Origin of the sequence: Agromyces seonyuensis (assembly GCF_009789225.1) — a bacterium.
Classification (GTDB): Bacteria; Actinomycetota; Actinomycetes; order Actinomycetales; family Microbacteriaceae; genus Agromyces; species Agromyces seonyuensis.
In genome coordinates this window covers 15,427-31,908 of the sequence record NZ_WSTA01000045.1, presented here as the reverse complement: position 1 = coordinate 31,908, position 16,482 = coordinate 15,427, and the positions used below count along the sequence as shown (strand labels likewise).

Annotated in this window: 18 protein-coding genes and 1 tRNA gene; 12 read left to right on the top strand and 7 right to left on the bottom strand. The window is 68.8% G+C overall.

Going from position 1 to position 16,482, the window contains the following annotated elements:
- The 8 genes from GB864_RS18540 to GB864_RS10820 all read left to right on the top strand — a co-directional run.
- Positions 1 to 294 (top strand): hypothetical protein (locus tag GB864_RS18540; RefSeq protein WP_236779052.1); only part of this gene is annotated, 294 nt, incomplete at its 5' end.
- Between the two features lie 3 nt (positions 295 to 297).
- Positions 298 to 1,758, top strand: a complete 1,461-nt coding sequence (locus GB864_RS10850; RefSeq protein ID WP_160424916.1) for an SCO6880 family protein — start codon at positions 298 to 300, stop codon at positions 1,756 to 1,758.
- Between the two features lie 140 nt (positions 1,759 to 1,898).
- Positions 1,899 to 2,171 carry a DUF3892 domain-containing protein gene (locus GB864_RS10845; RefSeq protein ID WP_160424914.1) on the top strand — a complete coding sequence of 91 codons (273 nt, stop codon included), beginning with the start codon at positions 1,899 to 1,901 and terminating at the stop codon, positions 2,169 to 2,171.
- 103 nt (positions 2,172 to 2,274) lie between these two features.
- The gene (locus GB864_RS10840; RefSeq protein WP_160424911.1) at positions 2,275 to 2,589 is read left to right on the top strand and encodes a helix-turn-helix transcriptional regulator; all 315 of its coding nucleotides are present in this window, start codon (positions 2,275 to 2,277) and stop codon (positions 2,587 to 2,589) included.
- The gene (locus GB864_RS10835; RefSeq protein ID WP_160424909.1) at positions 2,586 to 3,194 is read left to right on the top strand and encodes a hypothetical protein; all 609 of its coding nucleotides are present in this window, start codon (positions 2,586 to 2,588) and stop codon (positions 3,192 to 3,194) included. Before GB864_RS10840 ends, GB864_RS10835 begins: the two co-directional genes overlap by 4 nt.
- Positions 3,195 to 3,256: 62 nt before the next feature.
- On the top strand, positions 3,257 to 3,685 hold the full coding sequence (locus GB864_RS10830) for a hypothetical protein (protein ID WP_160424907.1): 429 nt from the start codon (positions 3,257 to 3,259) through the stop codon (positions 3,683 to 3,685).
- The gene (locus GB864_RS10825; protein ID WP_160424905.1) at positions 3,682 to 5,157 is read left to right on the top strand and encodes an ATP-binding protein; all 1,476 of its coding nucleotides are present in this window, start codon (positions 3,682 to 3,684) and stop codon (positions 5,155 to 5,157) included. Before GB864_RS10830 ends, GB864_RS10825 begins: the two co-directional genes overlap by 4 nt.
- Before the next feature lie 374 nt (positions 5,158 to 5,531).
- Positions 5,532 to 6,857, top strand: a complete 1,326-nt coding sequence (locus GB864_RS10820; RefSeq protein WP_160424903.1) for an ApeA N-terminal domain 1-containing protein — start codon at positions 5,532 to 5,534, stop codon at positions 6,855 to 6,857.
- A 157-nt stretch (positions 6,858 to 7,014) separates the two neighbouring features.
- On the opposite strand, the gene GB864_RS10815 is transcribed toward GB864_RS10820, so the two are convergent.
- Positions 7,015 to 8,133, bottom strand: a complete 1,119-nt coding sequence (locus GB864_RS10815; RefSeq protein WP_160424901.1) for a hypothetical protein — start codon at positions 8,131 to 8,133, stop codon at positions 7,015 to 7,017.
- 142 nt (positions 8,134 to 8,275) lie between these two features.
- Here GB864_RS10815 and GB864_RS10810 point away from each other — a divergent pair, with 142 nt between their 5' ends.
- The 4 genes from GB864_RS10810 to GB864_RS10795 all read left to right on the top strand — a co-directional run bounded on the left by GB864_RS10810 (position 8,276) and on the right by GB864_RS10795 (position 12,189).
- The gene (locus GB864_RS10810; RefSeq protein WP_160424899.1) at positions 8,276 to 9,259 is read left to right on the top strand and encodes a DNA-processing protein DprA; all 984 of its coding nucleotides are present in this window, start codon (positions 8,276 to 8,278) and stop codon (positions 9,257 to 9,259) included.
- Positions 9,260 to 9,272: 13 nt separating this feature from the next.
- Positions 9,273 to 11,084: a TraM recognition domain-containing protein gene (locus GB864_RS10805; protein WP_160424897.1), complete on the top strand. Its 1,812-nt coding sequence runs from the start codon at positions 9,273 to 9,275 to the stop codon at positions 11,082 to 11,084.
- Positions 11,085 to 11,161: 77 nt separating this feature from the next.
- On the top strand, positions 11,162 to 11,614 hold the full coding sequence (locus tag GB864_RS10800; protein ID WP_160424896.1) for a single-stranded DNA-binding protein: 453 nt from the start codon (positions 11,162 to 11,164) through the stop codon (positions 11,612 to 11,614).
- Positions 11,615 to 11,622: 8 nt separating this feature from the next.
- Positions 11,623 to 12,189, top strand: a complete 567-nt coding sequence (locus GB864_RS10795) for a hypothetical protein (RefSeq protein WP_160424894.1) — start codon at positions 11,623 to 11,625, stop codon at positions 12,187 to 12,189.
- Between the two features lie 14 nt (positions 12,190 to 12,203).
- On the opposite strand, the gene GB864_RS10790 is transcribed toward GB864_RS10795, so the two are convergent.
- From GB864_RS10790 to GB864_RS10765, 6 genes are all read right to left on the bottom strand, one after another.
- The gene (locus tag GB864_RS10790) at positions 12,204 to 12,836 is read right to left on the bottom strand and encodes a nuclease-related domain-containing protein (RefSeq protein WP_160424892.1); all 633 of its coding nucleotides are present in this window, start codon (positions 12,834 to 12,836) and stop codon (positions 12,204 to 12,206) included.
- 178 nt (positions 12,837 to 13,014) lie between these two features.
- Positions 13,015 to 14,244 carry a tyrosine-type recombinase/integrase gene (locus GB864_RS10785; protein WP_160424890.1) on the bottom strand — a complete coding sequence of 410 codons (1,230 nt, stop codon included), beginning with the start codon at positions 14,242 to 14,244 and terminating at the stop codon, positions 13,015 to 13,017.
- Positions 14,244 to 14,480 (bottom strand): helix-turn-helix domain-containing protein, encoded by a 237-nt coding sequence (locus tag GB864_RS10780; RefSeq protein ID WP_160424889.1) that lies wholly within the window; start codon positions 14,478 to 14,480, stop codon positions 14,244 to 14,246. The genes GB864_RS10785 and GB864_RS10780 overlap by 1 nt, the downstream gene beginning before the upstream one ends.
- A gap of 231 nt (positions 14,481 to 14,711) precedes the next feature.
- Positions 14,712 to 14,785, bottom strand: a tRNA-Ile gene (locus GB864_RS10775).
- A 104-nt stretch (positions 14,786 to 14,889) separates the two neighbouring features.
- Positions 14,890 to 15,102: a hypothetical protein gene (locus tag GB864_RS10770; protein WP_160424886.1), complete on the bottom strand. Its 213-nt coding sequence runs from the start codon at positions 15,100 to 15,102 to the stop codon at positions 14,890 to 14,892.
- 78 nt (positions 15,103 to 15,180) lie between these two features.
- A complete protein-coding gene (locus tag GB864_RS10765) occupies positions 15,181 to 16,434 on the bottom strand; it encodes a glycosyltransferase (RefSeq protein ID WP_336603961.1) in 1,254 nt (417 codons plus the stop codon).
- Between the last annotated feature and the right edge of the window lie 48 nt (positions 16,435 to 16,482).

Sequence of the window (16,482 nt, the reverse complement as noted above, 5' to 3'; positions counted from 1 at the left end):
AGCGCGGGCGGGAGCGCCGCCGGTGCCGGGGCCGCCGGTGCAGGCGCCGCGGCCGGGCCCGTCGGGATCGCGGTCGTCGCGGGCGCCCAGGTCGTCGGCGCCTCCGCGAAGGCCGGGCACAACACCGGCAAGGGCGTCGGGCAGATCGGCGACGCCCACACCAGCGCCGCCAGCGACTCCGTCAGCCCGCCGCCGCCTGCCCAGCCGCCGGCCTCACCCGGCCCGGCCCCTCGAGCTCGTCCGCCCGCACCGTCGACTTCGACCCCGCCGCCGCGCACCAGGAAGGATGCCTGACCCATGACGCACTCCACCGGCCACGACTACCGGCTCGCACCGGTCCAGTTCTCCCGGCTCACGAAACGAGGCATCCTGCTCGGCCTCTCGGCCCCGCAGCTCATCGCACTCTCCTTCGCCCTGGTCACCCTCGTCGTCGCGCTCTACACGGCCGGCGCGACCGGCGTCGCCTGGACCGCGCCCATCTGGGGTACCGCCGCACTGACGGCGGCGATCCCGATCGGCGGACGCAAGCTCGTCGAGTGGGTGCCCATCACCACCAGATGGATGCTCCGCAAAGCCGCCGGGCAGCTCACCTACCGGCGCCGCATCATCAAACCGCGACCCGTCGGCACCCTCGCCCTGCCCGGCGACGCGGCATCCTTGCGGGAATGGCACGACCCTGAGACCGGCGCCGTGATGATCCACGACCCGCACCAGCAGACCCTCACCGCGATCGTCGCGATCTCCCACCCGGCGTTCGCGCTCCTCGACCCGGGCGAGCAGCACCGCCGCGTCAACGGGTGGGGGCGCGTGCTCGCCGGCGCCTGCCGCTCCGGACGCATCGCGCGCATCCAGGTCAACGAACGCACCCTGCCCGACTCCGGCACGGGACTTGCCGAGTGGTGGGAACGGCACGGCATCGACGACGACTCCTGGGCCGCGAACACCTACCGCGACCTCATCGACCGCGCCGGCCCCACCGGCGAACGCCACGCCACCACCATCAGCCTCGCCCTCGACATGCAGGCATCCGCCCGGCAGATCCGCGCCAACGGCAGCGGGATGCGCGGCGCCGCCGCCGTCCTCCGCCAAGAGATGACCGCCCTGAACAGCGCCCTGCGCGCCGCGGACCTCATCGTCGGCGGCTGGCTCAACGCCGCCGAGCTCGCCTCAGCGCTCCGCACCGCCTACGACCCGCAGATCGGCGTCGACCTCGAGCGGCATCCGGAGATCGGCCGCGACCTCGCCACCGCCGGCCCAGTCGCCGTCACCGAAACCTGGGACCGCCTCCGAACCGACAGCGCCCACCACGCCGTCCTCTGGATCTCGGAATGGCCCCGCACGCAGGTCTACCCCGGCTTCCTCGCCCCCATGGTCTTCACCAACGGCATCCTCCGCACCGTCGCCCTCCACTACCTCCCCGTCCGCGCCGACCAAGCCGCCCGCGACCTCCGCAAGAAGAAAACCGAACTCATCTCCGACGCCCACCAACGCCGCCGCATCGGCCAGATCGAGGACGCCTCCGCCTCCGCCGAGTACGAAGACGTCCTCCAGCAGGAAGCCGACCTCACCGCCGGCCACGGCGTGCTGCGAGTGACCGGCCTCATCTCAGTGACCGCGCCGACGGTTGACGAGCTCGACGCCGCCGTCGCGGCCATCGAGCAGGCGGCGATCCAGGCGTCGTGCGAAGTGAGGCGGCTCGTCGGACAGCAGGCGCAGGCGTTCACCGCGGCGGCGCTCCCGCTCTGCCGTTCCATCTGAGGCTGTCGCTGCCACCTGGGCCGCCAGACCTGGCGATGTCGGAGGTCCGTGCTTCACTTGAAACACGGGCCAGATCGGGGAATCAGGCCCGAAACCCGAATTCCCCACGGCGGTGTGGTGGGGAGAAAGCGAGCCCAATAGTGGCGATCGAGATCACGCACGTGCGTTTCGGCTCCGTGCCCAAGAACCACCAGTCCATCGTTTCGTACAAGTGGACGTCGCCGGGCGAGGCAGGCACAACTGACAAGCCCACCCTCGTCCAGTGGGTGGAGAACAACGGCGAGGCCTACGTCGGCACTGGCGCGAACCGCGTGCGAGTTGGCGTGGTCCGGGAGCAGGGCACGCAGCCCTATCTCCGGACCTATGCCGACGGCAAGTGGAGCAACAACCTGCTCAGCCTTCCCGAATTCTGAAGGTGAACGGGGGTCCTGGATCCCAGGACCCCTCCAGGTTCCGAGGTGATGACACGTCGTGCGACGGCTTGCGTGTTTGAACATACCTATGTAGGTTTGGAGCGTGAAGTATACGCCGAACCTAGTTGCGGTAGCGATTGCGTTGACCGCTGATCCTGACAGGCGCCATTGGGGCTACGACCTGACAAAGACGACAGGGATTCGTTCCGGGGTTCTCTATCCACTGCTCGGACGCCTTTACGAGGAAGGCTGGCTCGATGATGGTTGGGAAGATCAGGCTGAGATCTCCGAGAAGCGCCCGCCCCGGCGCTACTACACATTGACCGACTATGGGCTCGAGCAACTCGGCGCAGTGAAAGCACGAGCTGCGACTGATCCTCGCTTCACGCGTATTCAGTTGAGGCCGGCGATCTGGTGAGCGAGATTTTGGAACTAGTCATTGCGACTCCGACGACCCTTTTCTTTCCGGCGCTCGGCCTCATCATTCTTGTTTGGGGGTTCGCTCCTGGCGTGGTTGTGCGTCTCGCCTCACTCGGATTTCGGAGAGATGATCCGCGACGCAAGGAGATGATCGCTGAGCTCTACGTGGTGGCGCGGTGGGAGCAGCCGATCTGGGCCGCGCAACAACTCGAGCGAAGCCTGACCGAGGGCCTATTCGGCCGTCTCGCGGTGTGGTCGAGAGGACGCCTGTGGGATCGATGGACGCTCACGGACGGCGTGGCAATGAATGCGGAGTGGCCAGATACCTTCGAGATCCCGGAGCAGCGGCACAAGGACAATGTCCGAGTTGGCGACATCGTGAAGCTCGGCTTCAACAGCGAACACGAAGGGGGTGAGCGCATGTGGGTGCAAGTCACGAAGGTGAAGGGCGACCGTTATTGGGGAAACCTGGACAACGAGCCAGTGGTGATTTGGGGGCTGCAGCCCGGATCCACGGTTCGATTCCGCGGCAAGCACATCATTGCGCTCTACGAAGACGAGCAGTTTGAACGCGCCACCGAAGGTGACAGTCGAGCCCCATAGCCCCCCGCCGCTGTCGGAAGGAGACACACCTGTCATGCGAAGCATCCTGATTGGAGCCGAGCATGTACCCCTTCGAGCGTGACGAGCCTGCGACGCGGTGGATCAGCGTCGTCTTCCTGCAGGGCGAGGAGGCCGAGGGCCTGCTCGCCATGATCGATCGGGAGGGGCCGATCTCGGCGATCTACCGTCTCAGCGAGTACGACCACGGCGAGGCGAGCGTGCAGGCCTCGCTCGAGGCCGGGTACGTGTACGACCACGTGCCGGCCGGCAGCACCGATCACACGATCGAACCGTTCGGCTCCCCGTACGCGCTGACATACAGCGACACCTTCGGCTACGTCTCCCTGCTGCGCCGCTACGAACCCGCCCCCGAAGCCGGCGGGCGGGAGCTCGCGCCGTTCGAGCGGTCGCCGCAAGCGGTCGCGGATGCCTCGCTCGCCAACCCCTCGCCCGCGGTCGGGTCGCGAGCTGGGCGTGCGGTGGCGTTGTGAGCATCGACGAGCGCCTCCACACCGCCTCCCTCGTCGCGCCACGCGATGAGCGCCGCCAGGACCGGCGCGCCCGACAACGAACCGCATCCGGCATCCAACAGGATGCCCGCAAGGCCACCAGCGCGCAGCGACGCGCCCGCTACGAGACCGAACGCGCCGAAGCCCGCTCCGCCGCCTACCTGCCCGCCGCCGGCGAACCCGGCCCGGCCGCCCTCCGCACGCCGGGCAGGTTGCGGTTACCGAAGCACCAGGACACGTCGGCCACGCTCGCCGGGCACTACCCGTTCCTCGCCGAAGCCGGCCTCGGCTCGGCCGGGGTGTTCGTCGGGCAGGACCTCTACTCGGGCGGCTCGTTCGTCTACGACCCGTGGGTGCTCTACCAGCAGGGCATGATCACCGCCCCGAACGTCGTCCTGGCCGGCATCGTCGGCTCCGGCAAGTCCTCTCTCGCCAAGTCCCTCTACACCCGCTCGCTGCCGTTCGGGCGGCGCGTGTACGTGCCCGGCGACCCCAAAGGCGAACACACCGCCGTCGCCGAAGCCGTCGGCGGGAAGGCCATCATCCTGGGGCACGGGCTTCGGAATCGACTCAACCCGTTGGATGAGGGACACCGGCCCAGCGGAGCATCCGATTCGGAATGGGCCGCCCAACTCGCCGCCCGCCGCCGCGAACTCATCGGGGCCCTCGCCGAAACCGTGCTCGACCGACCGCTCTCGCCACTCGAGCACACCGCGATCGACCTCGCCCTCGCCGACACCGTCCGCACCGCGGAAGTGCCCATCCTGCCGATGGTCGTCGACCGCATCCTCACCCCGAGCGTCGAGGATGACCGTGAAGGACGCCTCGCCGAAGACGGCCGCCTCGTCGGGCACGCCCTCCGCCGCCTCGTCGCCGGCGACCTCGCCGGCCTCTTCGACGGACCCTCCACCGTCCGCTTCGACCCGACCCTGCCGATGGTCTCCCTCGACCTCTCCCGCGTCGCCGAGAACTCCACCCTGATCTCGGTGCTGATGACGTGCTCGTCGGCGTGGATGGAATCCGCACTCTCCGACCCCGCCGGCGGACAACGCTGGGTCATCTACGACGAAGCCTGGCGCCTCATGGCCTACCCCGCCCTGCTCCGTCGCATGGATGCCCAATGGCGCCTCGCACGCCACTACGGCATCGCCAACATGCTCGTCTTCCACAAACTCACCGACCTCGACAACGTCGGCGACTCCGGCAGCGCCATGCGCGCACTCGCCGCATCGCTGCTGGCGAACGCGGAGACTCGGATTGTGTACCGGCAGGAGCCCGACCAACTCGGCTCGACCGCGACGGCGCTCGGGCTGTCAGGGACGGAGCAGAAGTTGCTGCCGACCCTCGGGACTGGGCAGGGGCTCTGGCGGGTCAAGGACCGCAGCTTCGTCGTGCAGCACCAACTGCACCCGGACGAGCTCGCGGCGTTCGACACGACGGCGCGGATGCGTTGAAGACAGCCCGGGCCTGGCCCGGTTCGTGCCGGTCAAACCGTGATCTACGTTAGGTGTTCGCGTCGCGAACTCGCATGCGCAGCAGTGCACCGCGCTGGGCGTGAGGTCCTGATCGGTGTTCGAGACCTTGCGAATCCAACCTGCGTTCCATCCATCCGCTCAGCATCTCACTGGGCCACCGCGCCACTCTCGGGTCGGATCCTCTTGCGCGGAATGAACGGTGGGCCGAGAACGGCGGAGTTGACATGGATTCGATGACAACAGTCGAGCATGTCTCGATCGGAATCTCGTCGTAGCAGACTCGAGTTCGGGCGGCGGGTGAGAGCGAGCAGCCGCAGCACCCCGGCTGCTACCTTGACGCTCGGAGGAGATGGATGCCGAACGAGCTACAGAGGGGTGTGCGACGAACTGGCGACTTCTACGATTCATACCCCGACACGCCTGAGGTTAAGGTCACGCTAGAGAGGTCCGATGAGGGCATCGGTGTGACCGTGGCTTGGTCGGGGCCTGATGTGCCGTACGCGCGTTGGTTTCTGCGCGGCGGCGGATTCATCGCCGGCACAGAACCGAAGGACGCGAGGCCAGTTCCGCGGCGCGTCGTGTTCCAAGACTCGCATGGCGCGGTGCTCCTGATTCGCTGCTGGGCACACGGGTACCACGCCAACGCACTTGGGCCAGGGAGTGGAACGCTGTGGGCCAAGGCGGCGATCATGGGCGTTCACGCTGACCTCGAGTTCGACCGCCCTCAGGGATTGCAATCTGAAGTGTCGGGCCTACGCGAGTGGCTCGGCGTCACCTCGTGGGACGAGGACTATGACCGCCGGGCTCCAACTAGCGTGGTCCTCCGGTCCGTCGTCGTAATGCCGATCGAGGTCGGCACCTTCAGTGGAATGGAGCTCACGCTCTGGCCAACCTGGCAGGTTGTTCCTGAAGAGGGTCGGGATCGTCGGGTGCTGCTCGATCTTGTGCGTTGCATTACCCGAAGTGCAGATCCGCTCGACTGGGACGTTCACATGAACCTCCATCGCGCCATTCGGGATCTGCTCGTCCTGTCGAGGTGGCGCGACGAATCGTGCGTACCGGTCTACGCGTTGCGCGCCGACGATCCCCTCACGACGATGGACGGTGAAGTTCACGGCGAGCAGTGGCGTGAGGTAGTAGTTGGAGACGATGAGCGCACACCGCCCCCGATCGGCTGGCACGGTCACCTTGTCACCTTCCATGAACTCGGAGTTGGCGGTCTCGGCCGCTGGATCGCGCTCCGGGAAGAGTTCGCGCGTGCTCTTGATCCCGTGATCTCAAGCCTCGGTCTACGCAACACCACGCCCCACACGCGCCTCGCGCACACCGGGCCGGGCTTGGAAGCCCTCGGGTTCCTCCTACTCCTCCGAGACGGCCAGTCCGAGAGAGCTGCGGGCAGCGCGACCTTGAAGACGCGGTTCGCCCGGATCCTGGCCGACGTTCCCGACTGCCTCCCGTTCGATGGCGGAGAGTGGGCATCACGCACAATCGACACCTACAACGGTCTCAAACACGCGAACCGCGCGAAGCCCGACGACATTGACGTCATGCACGCCTGGGCCGAGAGCGTGATGGTGATGCGAGCATGGGTTGCCCTCGAACTCGGCGTAAGTCCAGACATCGTCAAGTCGCGTCTCGAGGATGATCGCCAACCCCGGCGCTTTGAGCGCATCCTCTAGCAGTTCCCGGATATCACCAGCGCCCGGCCGCTCGGTGGCGGCGCTCATTGGAGCGCCTGGCCGCGATTGATGAAAGGGGCGGCGACGCCGTACCCAAGTGTCGAGCCCCGTCCTGACTCGAGCCGACCGCGCCGGCTGTTCGAGTTCTAGCCTTGACTCAGAAGTCTGGGATCGGGTTGCCTCCGCCCACGCTGATCGGGCCGCCGTAGATGGCCGGCGGCGGGTACCAGTGGATCGAGGTCGACTGGCGGATTCCATTGACGTCGTTCCACTCGACGGTGAACGCGACATGCCCACCGGCTCCGAGCGCCTGCCCCTGGAACGTCTGCCCCGCGATACCTGTCAGGTGTTCCCAGTCCGCGGCGCTATGGAACGTGAAGTCGGTCGGCGCGGCATCGAGCGTGACGGCGGTGGCGACTGCGCCGTCCGAGTTGTTGGTGAGGGCCCACGTCCCTGAGGTCGTTTGCATCACCGCCCAGCGCGGCTTGCGCACCGGCTTCGCCCGCTGCGCGTCGATCTCCGACTGCAGGGAGCGGCGACCTGCTTCGACGCCCAGCGTGTGACCTTCGACATTGCCGTCAGCCTTTCCGCGCGCGTACGCCTCCTCGCGCGTTTCGAGTTTCATCTCGGCGATCGTCTCGGGTTCAAGCTGGTAGTCGAACGAACCCGGCTCGCCGTGACGATTGCGGTGTGTGATCGTGAGTGTCACACCCTCCCGACGTCCGCGCTCGGTGATGTTTCCGGCGAACCACCGACCAGTCCCGTTTTCGTGCGCCTGGAAAATCACGCGGTGCGGCAACTCGATGAACTCTGAATCGCCGACGACCTCGACTTCCGTTACCGGGAATCCCATGTTCGTCAGCCAGAAGGTGTCGTTGTCGAACTCGTCGTGACCCATGCGGCGGTCGTATCGGATCGTCCAGGCGGGCGGGCTCGGGGACTCCGCCCGAGCCTGAAGGGCCTCGTTGTACCTTTTCTCTGCCGCCGACTCGGCCTCGGCGACCTTCTTCCGCAGGGTGACGATGCGGACGGGTCGCAGGCCAGCCACCGAGGACCCGATTCGCACCCACACCCGATTGCGCCAGGTCTCGTTGATCGCGCTGAAAAGCATGAGGCCGATCAGCACCGCACCGGCGGTAACGACCCAACGCAGCCAGTTCGGCATGTCCTCGACGAGTGTGTTCCCAAGCGCGCCGAGGATCAGCACCACGGCGCCGCCGAAGATGCTCGCGCCGAGGTTGCTCTGGACCCAGGGGGTCTCTGCCGACTCCGCCATCGACTAGAGCCGGTCGACCAACTGCTGCACCGAGCTGATGTAAATAGCCATCCTGTGACGGTATCGGACGGTAGCGACGACGCCTTGCAGTAATCCCGTTGCCAGGTGCGCACCTCTCCCGTGAGCCGAGGAGGAAGCACGGATGGGAGACGAGCGCGAGGCCCGGATGCTGCTGGCGACGGTGTCGGAACCGGCGGACATCATCACCGGCGTACTGGTCGATCACGTCGGCGTCGACGAGACCGCCCGGCTGATTACCTCGGACGGCGCTCTCCCCGATGAGATCGATGCAGCAGAAGGCGCGCTCTGGCGGCGACGCTTGGCATCCCGACTCATCCCGGGCGAGCTCGATCGACTGCACTCCGAGATGGACCGGCACGGCATCGGGATGCTCGTGCCCGGTGAGACGGAGTGGCCGGTCGAGCTGAGGCGGCTCGGTGTGAGTGCGCCGCTCGCGTTGTGGTTTCGGGGCGACCCGACTCGGCTGAGATCCCCCTTGCCGAGCCGGGTCTCCGTGGTCGGCTCGCGCGCCGCAACGACGTACGGCACGCTCATCGCCGGCGAGCTCGCCTCGGACCTCGTCGGCGACGGGCGCTTGATCATCTCCGGCGGCGCGTACGGCATTGACGAGGCGGCTCATCGCGCCGCGAACGCCACGAAGCCCGGGCATACGATCCCGGTCCTGGCGGGCGGCCTCGACCGACCGCACCCGCCGGCGCTGCAGGAGACCTTCGAGCGCATCGTCGACCACGGCGGACTCCTCGTTAGCGAACTCCCGCCCGGCTCAGCACCGTCGCGCTGGCGGCTCCTGCAACGCGGGCGTCTCATCGCCGCGCTCTCGGCGGCGACCGTCGTCGTCGAAGCCGGCGCCCGGTCGGGCGCCCTGAACATCGCCGGCCAAGCCCACGCGCTCGGACGTCCTGTCGGCGTCGTGCCCGGCCCGCTCACGAGCCCCGCCAGCGCCGGCAACCACTCGCTGATCCGAGAAGGCATCGGCACGCTCGTCACCAACGCCAAGGACGTCGCAGCGCTCATCGACCCGCCAGATCCGTTCGCCGTCGCCCCGGCCTTCGCGTACGACCCCCTCCGGCAGCGGCCCGCGACCGCGCCCGGTCGAACTCGATGAGGGGTTGCATCGGATGACGACCACGCGCCCGCCCGCCGCGCTCGGCGACGACCTCTCCAACCTCGGCATTGGCATCCTCATCGGCGGCGCCGCCCTGGCGCTCATCCTCCGCGGCGCGGGATCGATCGCCGCCTGGGCTACCAGACTCCCCCAGCCCACGGGCGGCCTCGACGCCGGCCTCATGGTCATCCTCAACGCCGACGACCCGGGCGCCGCGCTCGGTGCACCCGGCCTGAACCCGCTCGCCTATTGGGCGACCGCGGCCCTCCTCACTGGTGCGTCAGCGGCGATCGCGATCTGGGTCTGGCGGATGCTCCGCTCGAGCGGCCGCACCGAGCGGGTCGCGCACGAGCGCATCCGGGGCACTGCGACGAAGGCCGACCTCGCCCACGCAGCATCCACTTCGACGCTCCTCAAGCGGGCTGCGCACCTGCGCCCGTCGCTGCATCGCGCGCGCCCCGCTGACGTCGGGTACCGGCTCGGTGCCGCGCGGGGGGTGGAGGTCTGGGCGAGCGTGGAGGACTCGATCCTGCTCGTCGGCGCACCCCGCTCCGGCAAGGGCCTGCACATCGTGATAAACACGATCCTCGACGCCCCCGGCCCGGTCGTGACGACCTCGACCCGCAACGACAACCTCACCGCCACCATCCGCGCCCGAAGCACTCGCGGACCCGTCGCAGTGTTCGACCCGCAGCACCTCGCCGACGGCATCCCCGCCGGCCTGAAGTGGTCGCCGATCCGCGGCTGCGAAGACCCCCTCACCGCGATGATCCGCGCCACCGGCCTCGCCGCCGGCACCGGCCTCGCCGCCGGCGGCGTCGAAGGCGGCGGATTCTGGGAAGCCAAGACCCGCGTCGCCCTCCAAGCCCTCCTCCACGCGGCCGCACTCGATCGGCGCACCCCGGCCGAACTGTTCCGGTGGACCCTCGACCCGGCCGCCGCGCACGACGCTTCCCACATCCTCACCTCACACCCCGGCGCGGCGACCGGATGGGCCGACTCGCTGCAGGCGATGCTCGACGCCGACCCGCGCACCCGCGACTCCATCTGGCAAGGCGTCTCCCTCGCCCTCGCAGCCCTCGCCGACCCGCGCGTGCTCGAAGCCGTCTCCCCCGGCGAGGATGACGCGTTCGACCCGGCCGCGTTCCTCCAGGCCAACGGCACCCTCTACCTGCTCGCGACCGGCGCCGGCGCCGGGAACTCGGCCTCCCTCGTCGCCGCGTTCGTCGAAGACCTCGTCGAAACCGCCCGGCGCCTCGCCGCCCGCTCCCCCGGCGCCCGCCTCGACCCGCCCCTGCTGCTCGCCCTCGACGAGATCGGCAACCTCGCCCCGCTCCCCTCCCTGCCCACGCTGATGGCCGAAGGCGGCGGCACCGGCATCACCACCATGCCCGTGCTGCAGTCCCTCGCCCAGGCCCGCGCGAAATGGACCGACGACGAAGCCGCCGCCATCTGGGACGCCGCGATCGTCAAGATCGCCCTCGGCGGCTCCACCCACGCCCGCGACCTCCACGACCTCTCCACCCTCATCGGCGAACGCGACGAAACCACCGACTCCACCACCGTCGGCGACCGCGGGAGCCGGTCAGCGCAGCGCTCGATCCGGCGGGTGCCGATCCTGCCCACCGAAGCCATCCGCACCATCCCCACCGGCACCGGGCTCATCCTGCTCCGCACGGCGCCGCCGATCATCGCCAAGCTCCGACCCTGGACCGCCCGCCCGGACGCGAAGCAGCTCCGCGCCGACCGAGCCGAGATCGAGGCGCTCCTGCAGCATCAGCCGGCCGGGATCACCGAAGTCGAGCCCGAACCGCCGGAGGAGTGAGCGGCGACCCGGGTACCAGCGCACACCTTCCAGGCGAACGCGGATGCCGCATCCGCCCAGACGCGAGGACGACACTCATGGCCATCAAGACCCAGCAATCGCTCACCGGCTTCATCGCGACCGAACCGCAGAGGTCCGTCAACGACGACGGCGTCGTTCGCTTCTACGCCCGCATCGGCCAGCCCCACTTCCGCCGCGAACCCGACGGAACCTTCACCGAGCTCGAGCCGACGTTTCACGACCTCGTCGCCTTCCGCAGCGCGGCCGAGCATGCCTTCGGCAAGTTCGCCAAGGGCGACCGCTTCGTCGCCGAGGGCTACGTGCACAACTACCAGACCGAGCAGAGCGGCGCGATCTACGAACGCGAGGAGTTCATCGCCAAGCGCATCGGACACGACCTCACCGTGACCAACTACGACGTCGACCGCACCCGCCGCGCCGCCCACACAACCGCCCGCGACATGCCGGCCCCGGAGTTCACCCCGCAGTCCACCGCCCGGACCGCCGGCTCGAGCGCGCTCGGGCGGTGAGCGACAGAATGACCGAAACCCCCGGCCTCTGGGACCCCGAAGCCCAGGGTGCCTCGTTCGACGACGACGCCTTCGACGACCTCACCGGCCCCGACCTGCCCGAGCCGCCGCATCCGATCAACTGGAACTTGCTCACCTCCGAAGAAGCCGAGACCGAGTGGATCGAGCTCAACCGGTGGGTGAACTGGCTGCGCCGCACTTACGGCCTCCCGGCCTCGGTTATCCCGCCGTACTGGCACCGCCACCCCGAGCTCGTGTGGGAACTCTCCGCACTCCACCTGCACTGGCTCGGCGCCTACGACCCCGCCCAGCACGGCTCGGCCCCCTTCGGCTGGCACCGCGACTTCGCCGACGCCCGCCAACGCCTCCACGACTGGGTCACCGCCTCCGGCACCCGCCTCGACCGCGACCGGCCGACCAGGCAGACCGCCTGGCCCGGCGAGCCACCCGCCGAGCCGGTCGACGACGTCGTGATCGCGAACCGAGACGAGGACTTCGTCGCGTTCGTCATCGCGGACCTCGACCGACGTCGAGAAGCCGAACGCATCGATAGCACTGCCCGCTCGGCGCGCTGAATCGCCCGGTCCGGCTACGCGGCGCGGAAGTTCCGAGCCAAGTGCGCCAGCGTGAGCTCGACATCGACCACACCTTCGGCCGCAGTCAGCCGCTCGGCGAGCTTCTTCGGCCAAAGCACCTGCACCCCGCGGGCCTCGAAGGAACCGCCGAACAGCGGCCAGTCCGCCTCGACGAAGCACAGCGCACCGAACACCGGCGTCGCACCGACGACCGCCCGCACCACCTCGACCTGCCGCTGCACGCCCTCGAGGAGCTTCGTCTGATCGCGACCGCCCACGCGCAACAGTTCGACGCGCGGTCCGATGATGCCGCCCTCGACCCGCAGCTCCGGCCGCCCCTTGTACCGCTTCGTGTCGACGACCCACACCCCGGCTGGCGTCACGACCAGGTGGTCGATGTTCGCCCGCGACCGCGGGATCCGCCGGTCGTGCAGCACCCGGATCTGCGACGAGACGAGCCCGTCGAGGCACCTACCGACCGCAACCTCGCCCGCGGCGCCGACACCCCACGCCGCAGTGCTCTGCCGCTCACCGGCAAGTGCGACAGCGACCCCGCCGAAACGACCCCAGCGCTCGCGAAGGCGCGCCTCGTCCTTGGCTCGCCGACGCTCGTACTCGCGCTGCGCCGAACCACCCGCCGCACCCATATCTTCAATCACCGGGAGAACTCCACTCCGGGCCGCCGTTGACGCTCACGGGCCCGATGACAGCATCCCGAGCAGCTGCCTGCCGCGCGATCCCCAGACCGGGGGAAGTCGACTGGAATGCCACGAAGTGCGAAGGAGTGCCGACCATCAACGCGCTCGGCACTCGTCACCGCCTGACCTACTCCGGCTCCTCCCATTCAGACCCATCCGCGCCAGACGGACCCTTCGGCGCCAACTGCTGCAGTACCTTCGCCGGGAGCGGATTCACCCGGGTGTCCCGCTCCGCGTAGTGCTCCTTTGTCGTGGTCGTCGAGGTGTGGCCGAGCTGATCGGCCGCGGCCTGAAGGCCGAGCTCGTGCGCGATCAACGTCGCGCCCGTTCGCCTGAAGGCGTGCGGGCTGATCTGGAGTCCAGACAGGCCGGCCTCCTCGAGGATCTCCCGGAACGTGCGGCGGACGTTGTATGGCGCGACCGGTGTTCCGTTGCGGGTGAAGAACAGCAGGTGCTCGGGGTCCTGCCGTTCGGCATCTGGGATCATCGCGAGTCGACGACGCATCACCTCCGCCGCGAACGACGGCACCGCGACCACGCGATTCGACTCGTGGGTCTTCGGATGCGACTGTCGACTCACGCCGGCGCCTTTGTGCCAGACGATCGTGCCCGCGATGCGCACGGTCGGAGGGTCGATCGTCATGTCGACGTCGCACTTGCGGATCGCGAGCGCCTCGCCGATGCGCGTCGCCGTACCGAGCATGACCTCGATGACGTCGCGCACCAGCCCGCTCGGCTTCATGCCCGGACGTCCGATCCCGTGCTCGTACGCTGCGAGTCTGATCGCTGCGATCTGCTCGAGCGTGAGGGCCTTCGGCACCCGCTTCGGGCGCTTCATCTGCGCCACCTCCTTGATCGGGTTCGATGCGAGCACGCCGTGCCGCACCGCGAAGCCGAGGATCATGCTGAGGATCGTCTTCGACTGCTTCGCCCGGGAGTACGACGTCGTCCGCTGCACCTTCAGGAAGCGGTCGAGCCGAGCCACCGTCATCTCGCGAACAGTGAAGTTCTCGAAGGCGGGCATGACCCAGAGCCGCAGAGCCCGCTCGTACTGCGCCTTGGTGCTCGCAGCGCGGTCCACGTCCAGTCGGAGGTCTTCGACCCACGCCGCGGCGAGCTCGGCGAACGGCGAGTCGGCCAGCACCTCGTCCTGACCGCCGCCGACATGCATCCGGTTCTGCAACTCGACCTTCAACGCGCTCTCGGCTGCCCTCCGGCTCTTGCCCGTCGCACTGACCTTTCGCGATTGCCCGTCCCAGTCGCGGAAGCGTGTCGTCGCGCGGAACTTGCCGCGCTCGACCTCCGTCGTCGTGATCGACCCGAACGTGCCGACTGGTTGGCGTGGTCGTCCCGCCATCAGCGCGCCTCCGATCCGCCGCTGACGACGTGATCGGGTTCGTGCATCCCGTCCAGCCACCGCAGCACGTCGGAGATGCGGAATCGGATTTCCCGACCCACTCGAATGCCGGCCGGGCCGCGGCCGTCGGTGCGCAAGTCGTAGATCGCCTGCACGTGCACGCCGAGGTAGTCGGCGAGCTCGCTCGTGGTCAGCACGGGCTCGAGGCCGAGCCCGGCGAATCGTTCCGTGTCCATACCGGACAGGTGCGCCTGGCGGCGCCTCGAGCCGAGGCGAACCCAGGCGAATCGACCGCTGTCCGACCGGTCGTGTGGCCCGTTCCAGACAAGTCGAGACGACTCGCGTTCGGGCGATGAAGCGCCTGGAAGCGCGCGAGGGCGCGCGCATTTGTGGTGAATAAGTGGAGACTTGATCAAGTCCCGCCCCTCTCGGTGGGACGAGAACTCCTGATCAGATCAAAATCGAGGTAGGGCGGACGGGACTTGAACCCGTGACCGATGGATTATGAGTCCACTGCTCTGACCGGCTGAGCTACCGCCCCGCGCCGGCCGTCGCGAAGAGAGCCGGGCGCCGCCGGACCGGGAGCCCGACGGCTCACCACGATACCGGGTCCGACGCCCGGGGCCCGCGCAGCGCGGGGCCGAGTCAGTCGTCGTCGCGGTCGCGCAGGCCCGTGCCGCCGGTGTCGATGTCGTCGCCGCGGTGCACGCCAGGGCCGCCGGCGTTCGTGATGTCGGCGCCTTCCCAGAACGGGTCGACGCCGAGTTCCTCGTCGTGGATGCGCTTGAGCTCGGCCTGCTCGGCCTCGCTGTTCGCGTAGTTGCGGTCGTCGTCGGCGTCGAAGCGCTGGCCTGACATGGGATCCCCCGTTCCGGGCGCGCCCCGTTCGGGCGGGCCGTGGCATCCATCCTGCCCCCGTTCCCGGGGCGGCGGGGACTATTCGGCGGCGTTCGCCGATTCGACGTCGATAGAGGGGTCGACGACGGCTTCGCCGCGGTAGAGCGCTTCGAACGTCGAGATGGTGCGCTGGATGTCGTGCGCGGCGACGAGGCGGATCGAAGCCTCCTGCATCGCGCGGTACTCGGCCTGCGGCGCTTCGAGCACCTGGCGGAGCTTGTCGGCGAGGTCGGCCGCATCGCCCGGGCGGAAGAGGTGCCCGTTCTCGCCGTCGTGCACGAGGTGCGGCAGCGCCATGGCGTTCGCGGCGACGACGGGGAGCGCGGAGGCCATGGCCTCCATGGTCACGATCGACTGGAGTTCGGCGATCGAGGGCATCGCGAGCACGGATGCCCGGTGGTACGCCTCGAAGAGCTCCTCGTCGGAGACGCGCCCGGTGAAGCGCACGCGGTCGGCGATGCCGAGTTCCCGGGCGAGCGCCTGGAGGTTCTTCAGCTGGTCGCCGCCGCCGACGATCTCGACCTTGGCGTCGAGCCCGGCCGGCAGCAGGGTGACGGCCTTGAGCAGGACGTCGATGTGCTTCTCGCCGGTGACGCGGCCGACGAAGACGATGCGGTTCTCGGTGCGCGGTTCCCAGTTCGGCCGGTAGTTCGACGCGTCGATGCCGCACGAGATGGCGTGCACTCCGACGAGGCCGGTGTGCTTCTCGAGGAAGTCGGCGGCCTTGCGGGTCGGCGTGGTGACGGATTCGGCGCGGCCGAACGTGCGCCGGGCCGCCTTCCAGGCCAGGCCGATCGCCTTCTCCTGCCAGGCCTTCGGGATGAGCGTGAACTCGAGCATGTTCTCGGGCATGAAGTGGTTCGTGCCGACGATGCGGATGCCGCGCTTCGCGCCCTCGATCGAGAGACCGCGGCCGGTGACGATGTGCGACTGGAAGTGCACGACGTCGGGCTGCACGGCGTCGAGCACGCGCGCGGAGTTCTGCTTGATGCGCCACGGCAGCGCGAAGCGCAGCCAGTCGTGGGGGTACCAGCGCCAGCTGTAGAGGCGGTGCACGGTGAACTGCTGCCCCTCGTGCGTCTCGGTCCAGGTGCCGTGCTTCCGGGAGGCGGCCGGAGCCATGACGTGCACTTCGTGGCCGCGCTCGACGAGGCCGGCGGCGAGCCGCTCGGCGAAGCGGGCGGCGCCGTTGACGTCGGGGGCGAACGTGTCGGCACCGATCAGCACACGGAGCGGACGTTTCGCGGCGTCGGGCTCGATGCCGGCAGCGGTCGAATCGAGGTGATCAGACACGTACTGGTGAGTCCTTCGGTCTTCGTGGCGGGAGATTCGCCTCCCGCG

What these genes read in the sequence shown, in the direction of transcription:
- GB864_RS10850 (WP_160424916.1), top strand. Translation starts at nt 298, where the DNA reads ATGACGCACTCCACCGGCCACGACTACCGGCTCGCACCGGTCCAGTTC.
- GB864_RS10830 (WP_160424907.1), top strand. Translation starts at nt 3,257, where the DNA reads ATGTACCCCTTCGAGCGTGACGAGCCTGCGACGCGGTGGATCAGCGTC.
- GB864_RS10820 (WP_160424903.1), top strand. Translation starts at nt 5,532, where the DNA reads ATGCCGAACGAGCTACAGAGGGGTGTGCGACGAACTGGCGACTTCTAC.
- GB864_RS10815 (WP_160424901.1), bottom strand. Translation starts at nt 8,133, where the DNA reads ATGGCGGAGTCGGCAGAGACCCCCTGGGTCCAGAGCAACCTCGGCGCG.
- GB864_RS10810 (WP_160424899.1), top strand. Translation starts at nt 8,276, where the DNA reads ATGGGAGACGAGCGCGAGGCCCGGATGCTGCTGGCGACGGTGTCGGAA.
- GB864_RS10805 (WP_160424897.1), top strand. Translation starts at nt 9,273, where the DNA reads ATGACGACCACGCGCCCGCCCGCCGCGCTCGGCGACGACCTCTCCAAC.
- GB864_RS10800 (WP_160424896.1), top strand. Translation starts at nt 11,162, where the DNA reads ATGGCCATCAAGACCCAGCAATCGCTCACCGGCTTCATCGCGACCGAA.
- GB864_RS10795 (WP_160424894.1), top strand. Translation starts at nt 11,623, where the DNA reads ATGACCGAAACCCCCGGCCTCTGGGACCCCGAAGCCCAGGGTGCCTCG.
- GB864_RS10790 (WP_160424892.1), bottom strand. Translation starts at nt 12,836, where the DNA reads ATGGGTGCGGCGGGTGGTTCGGCGCAGCGCGAGTACGAGCGTCGGCGA.
- GB864_RS10785 (WP_160424890.1), bottom strand. Translation starts at nt 14,244, where the DNA reads ATGGCGGGACGACCACGCCAACCAGTCGGCACGTTCGGGTCGATCACG.
- GB864_RS10780 (WP_160424889.1), bottom strand. Translation starts at nt 14,480, where the DNA reads ATGGACACGGAACGATTCGCCGGGCTCGGCCTCGAGCCCGTGCTGACC.
- GB864_RS10770 (WP_160424886.1), bottom strand. Translation starts at nt 15,102, where the DNA reads ATGTCAGGCCAGCGCTTCGACGCCGACGACGACCGCAACTACGCGAAC.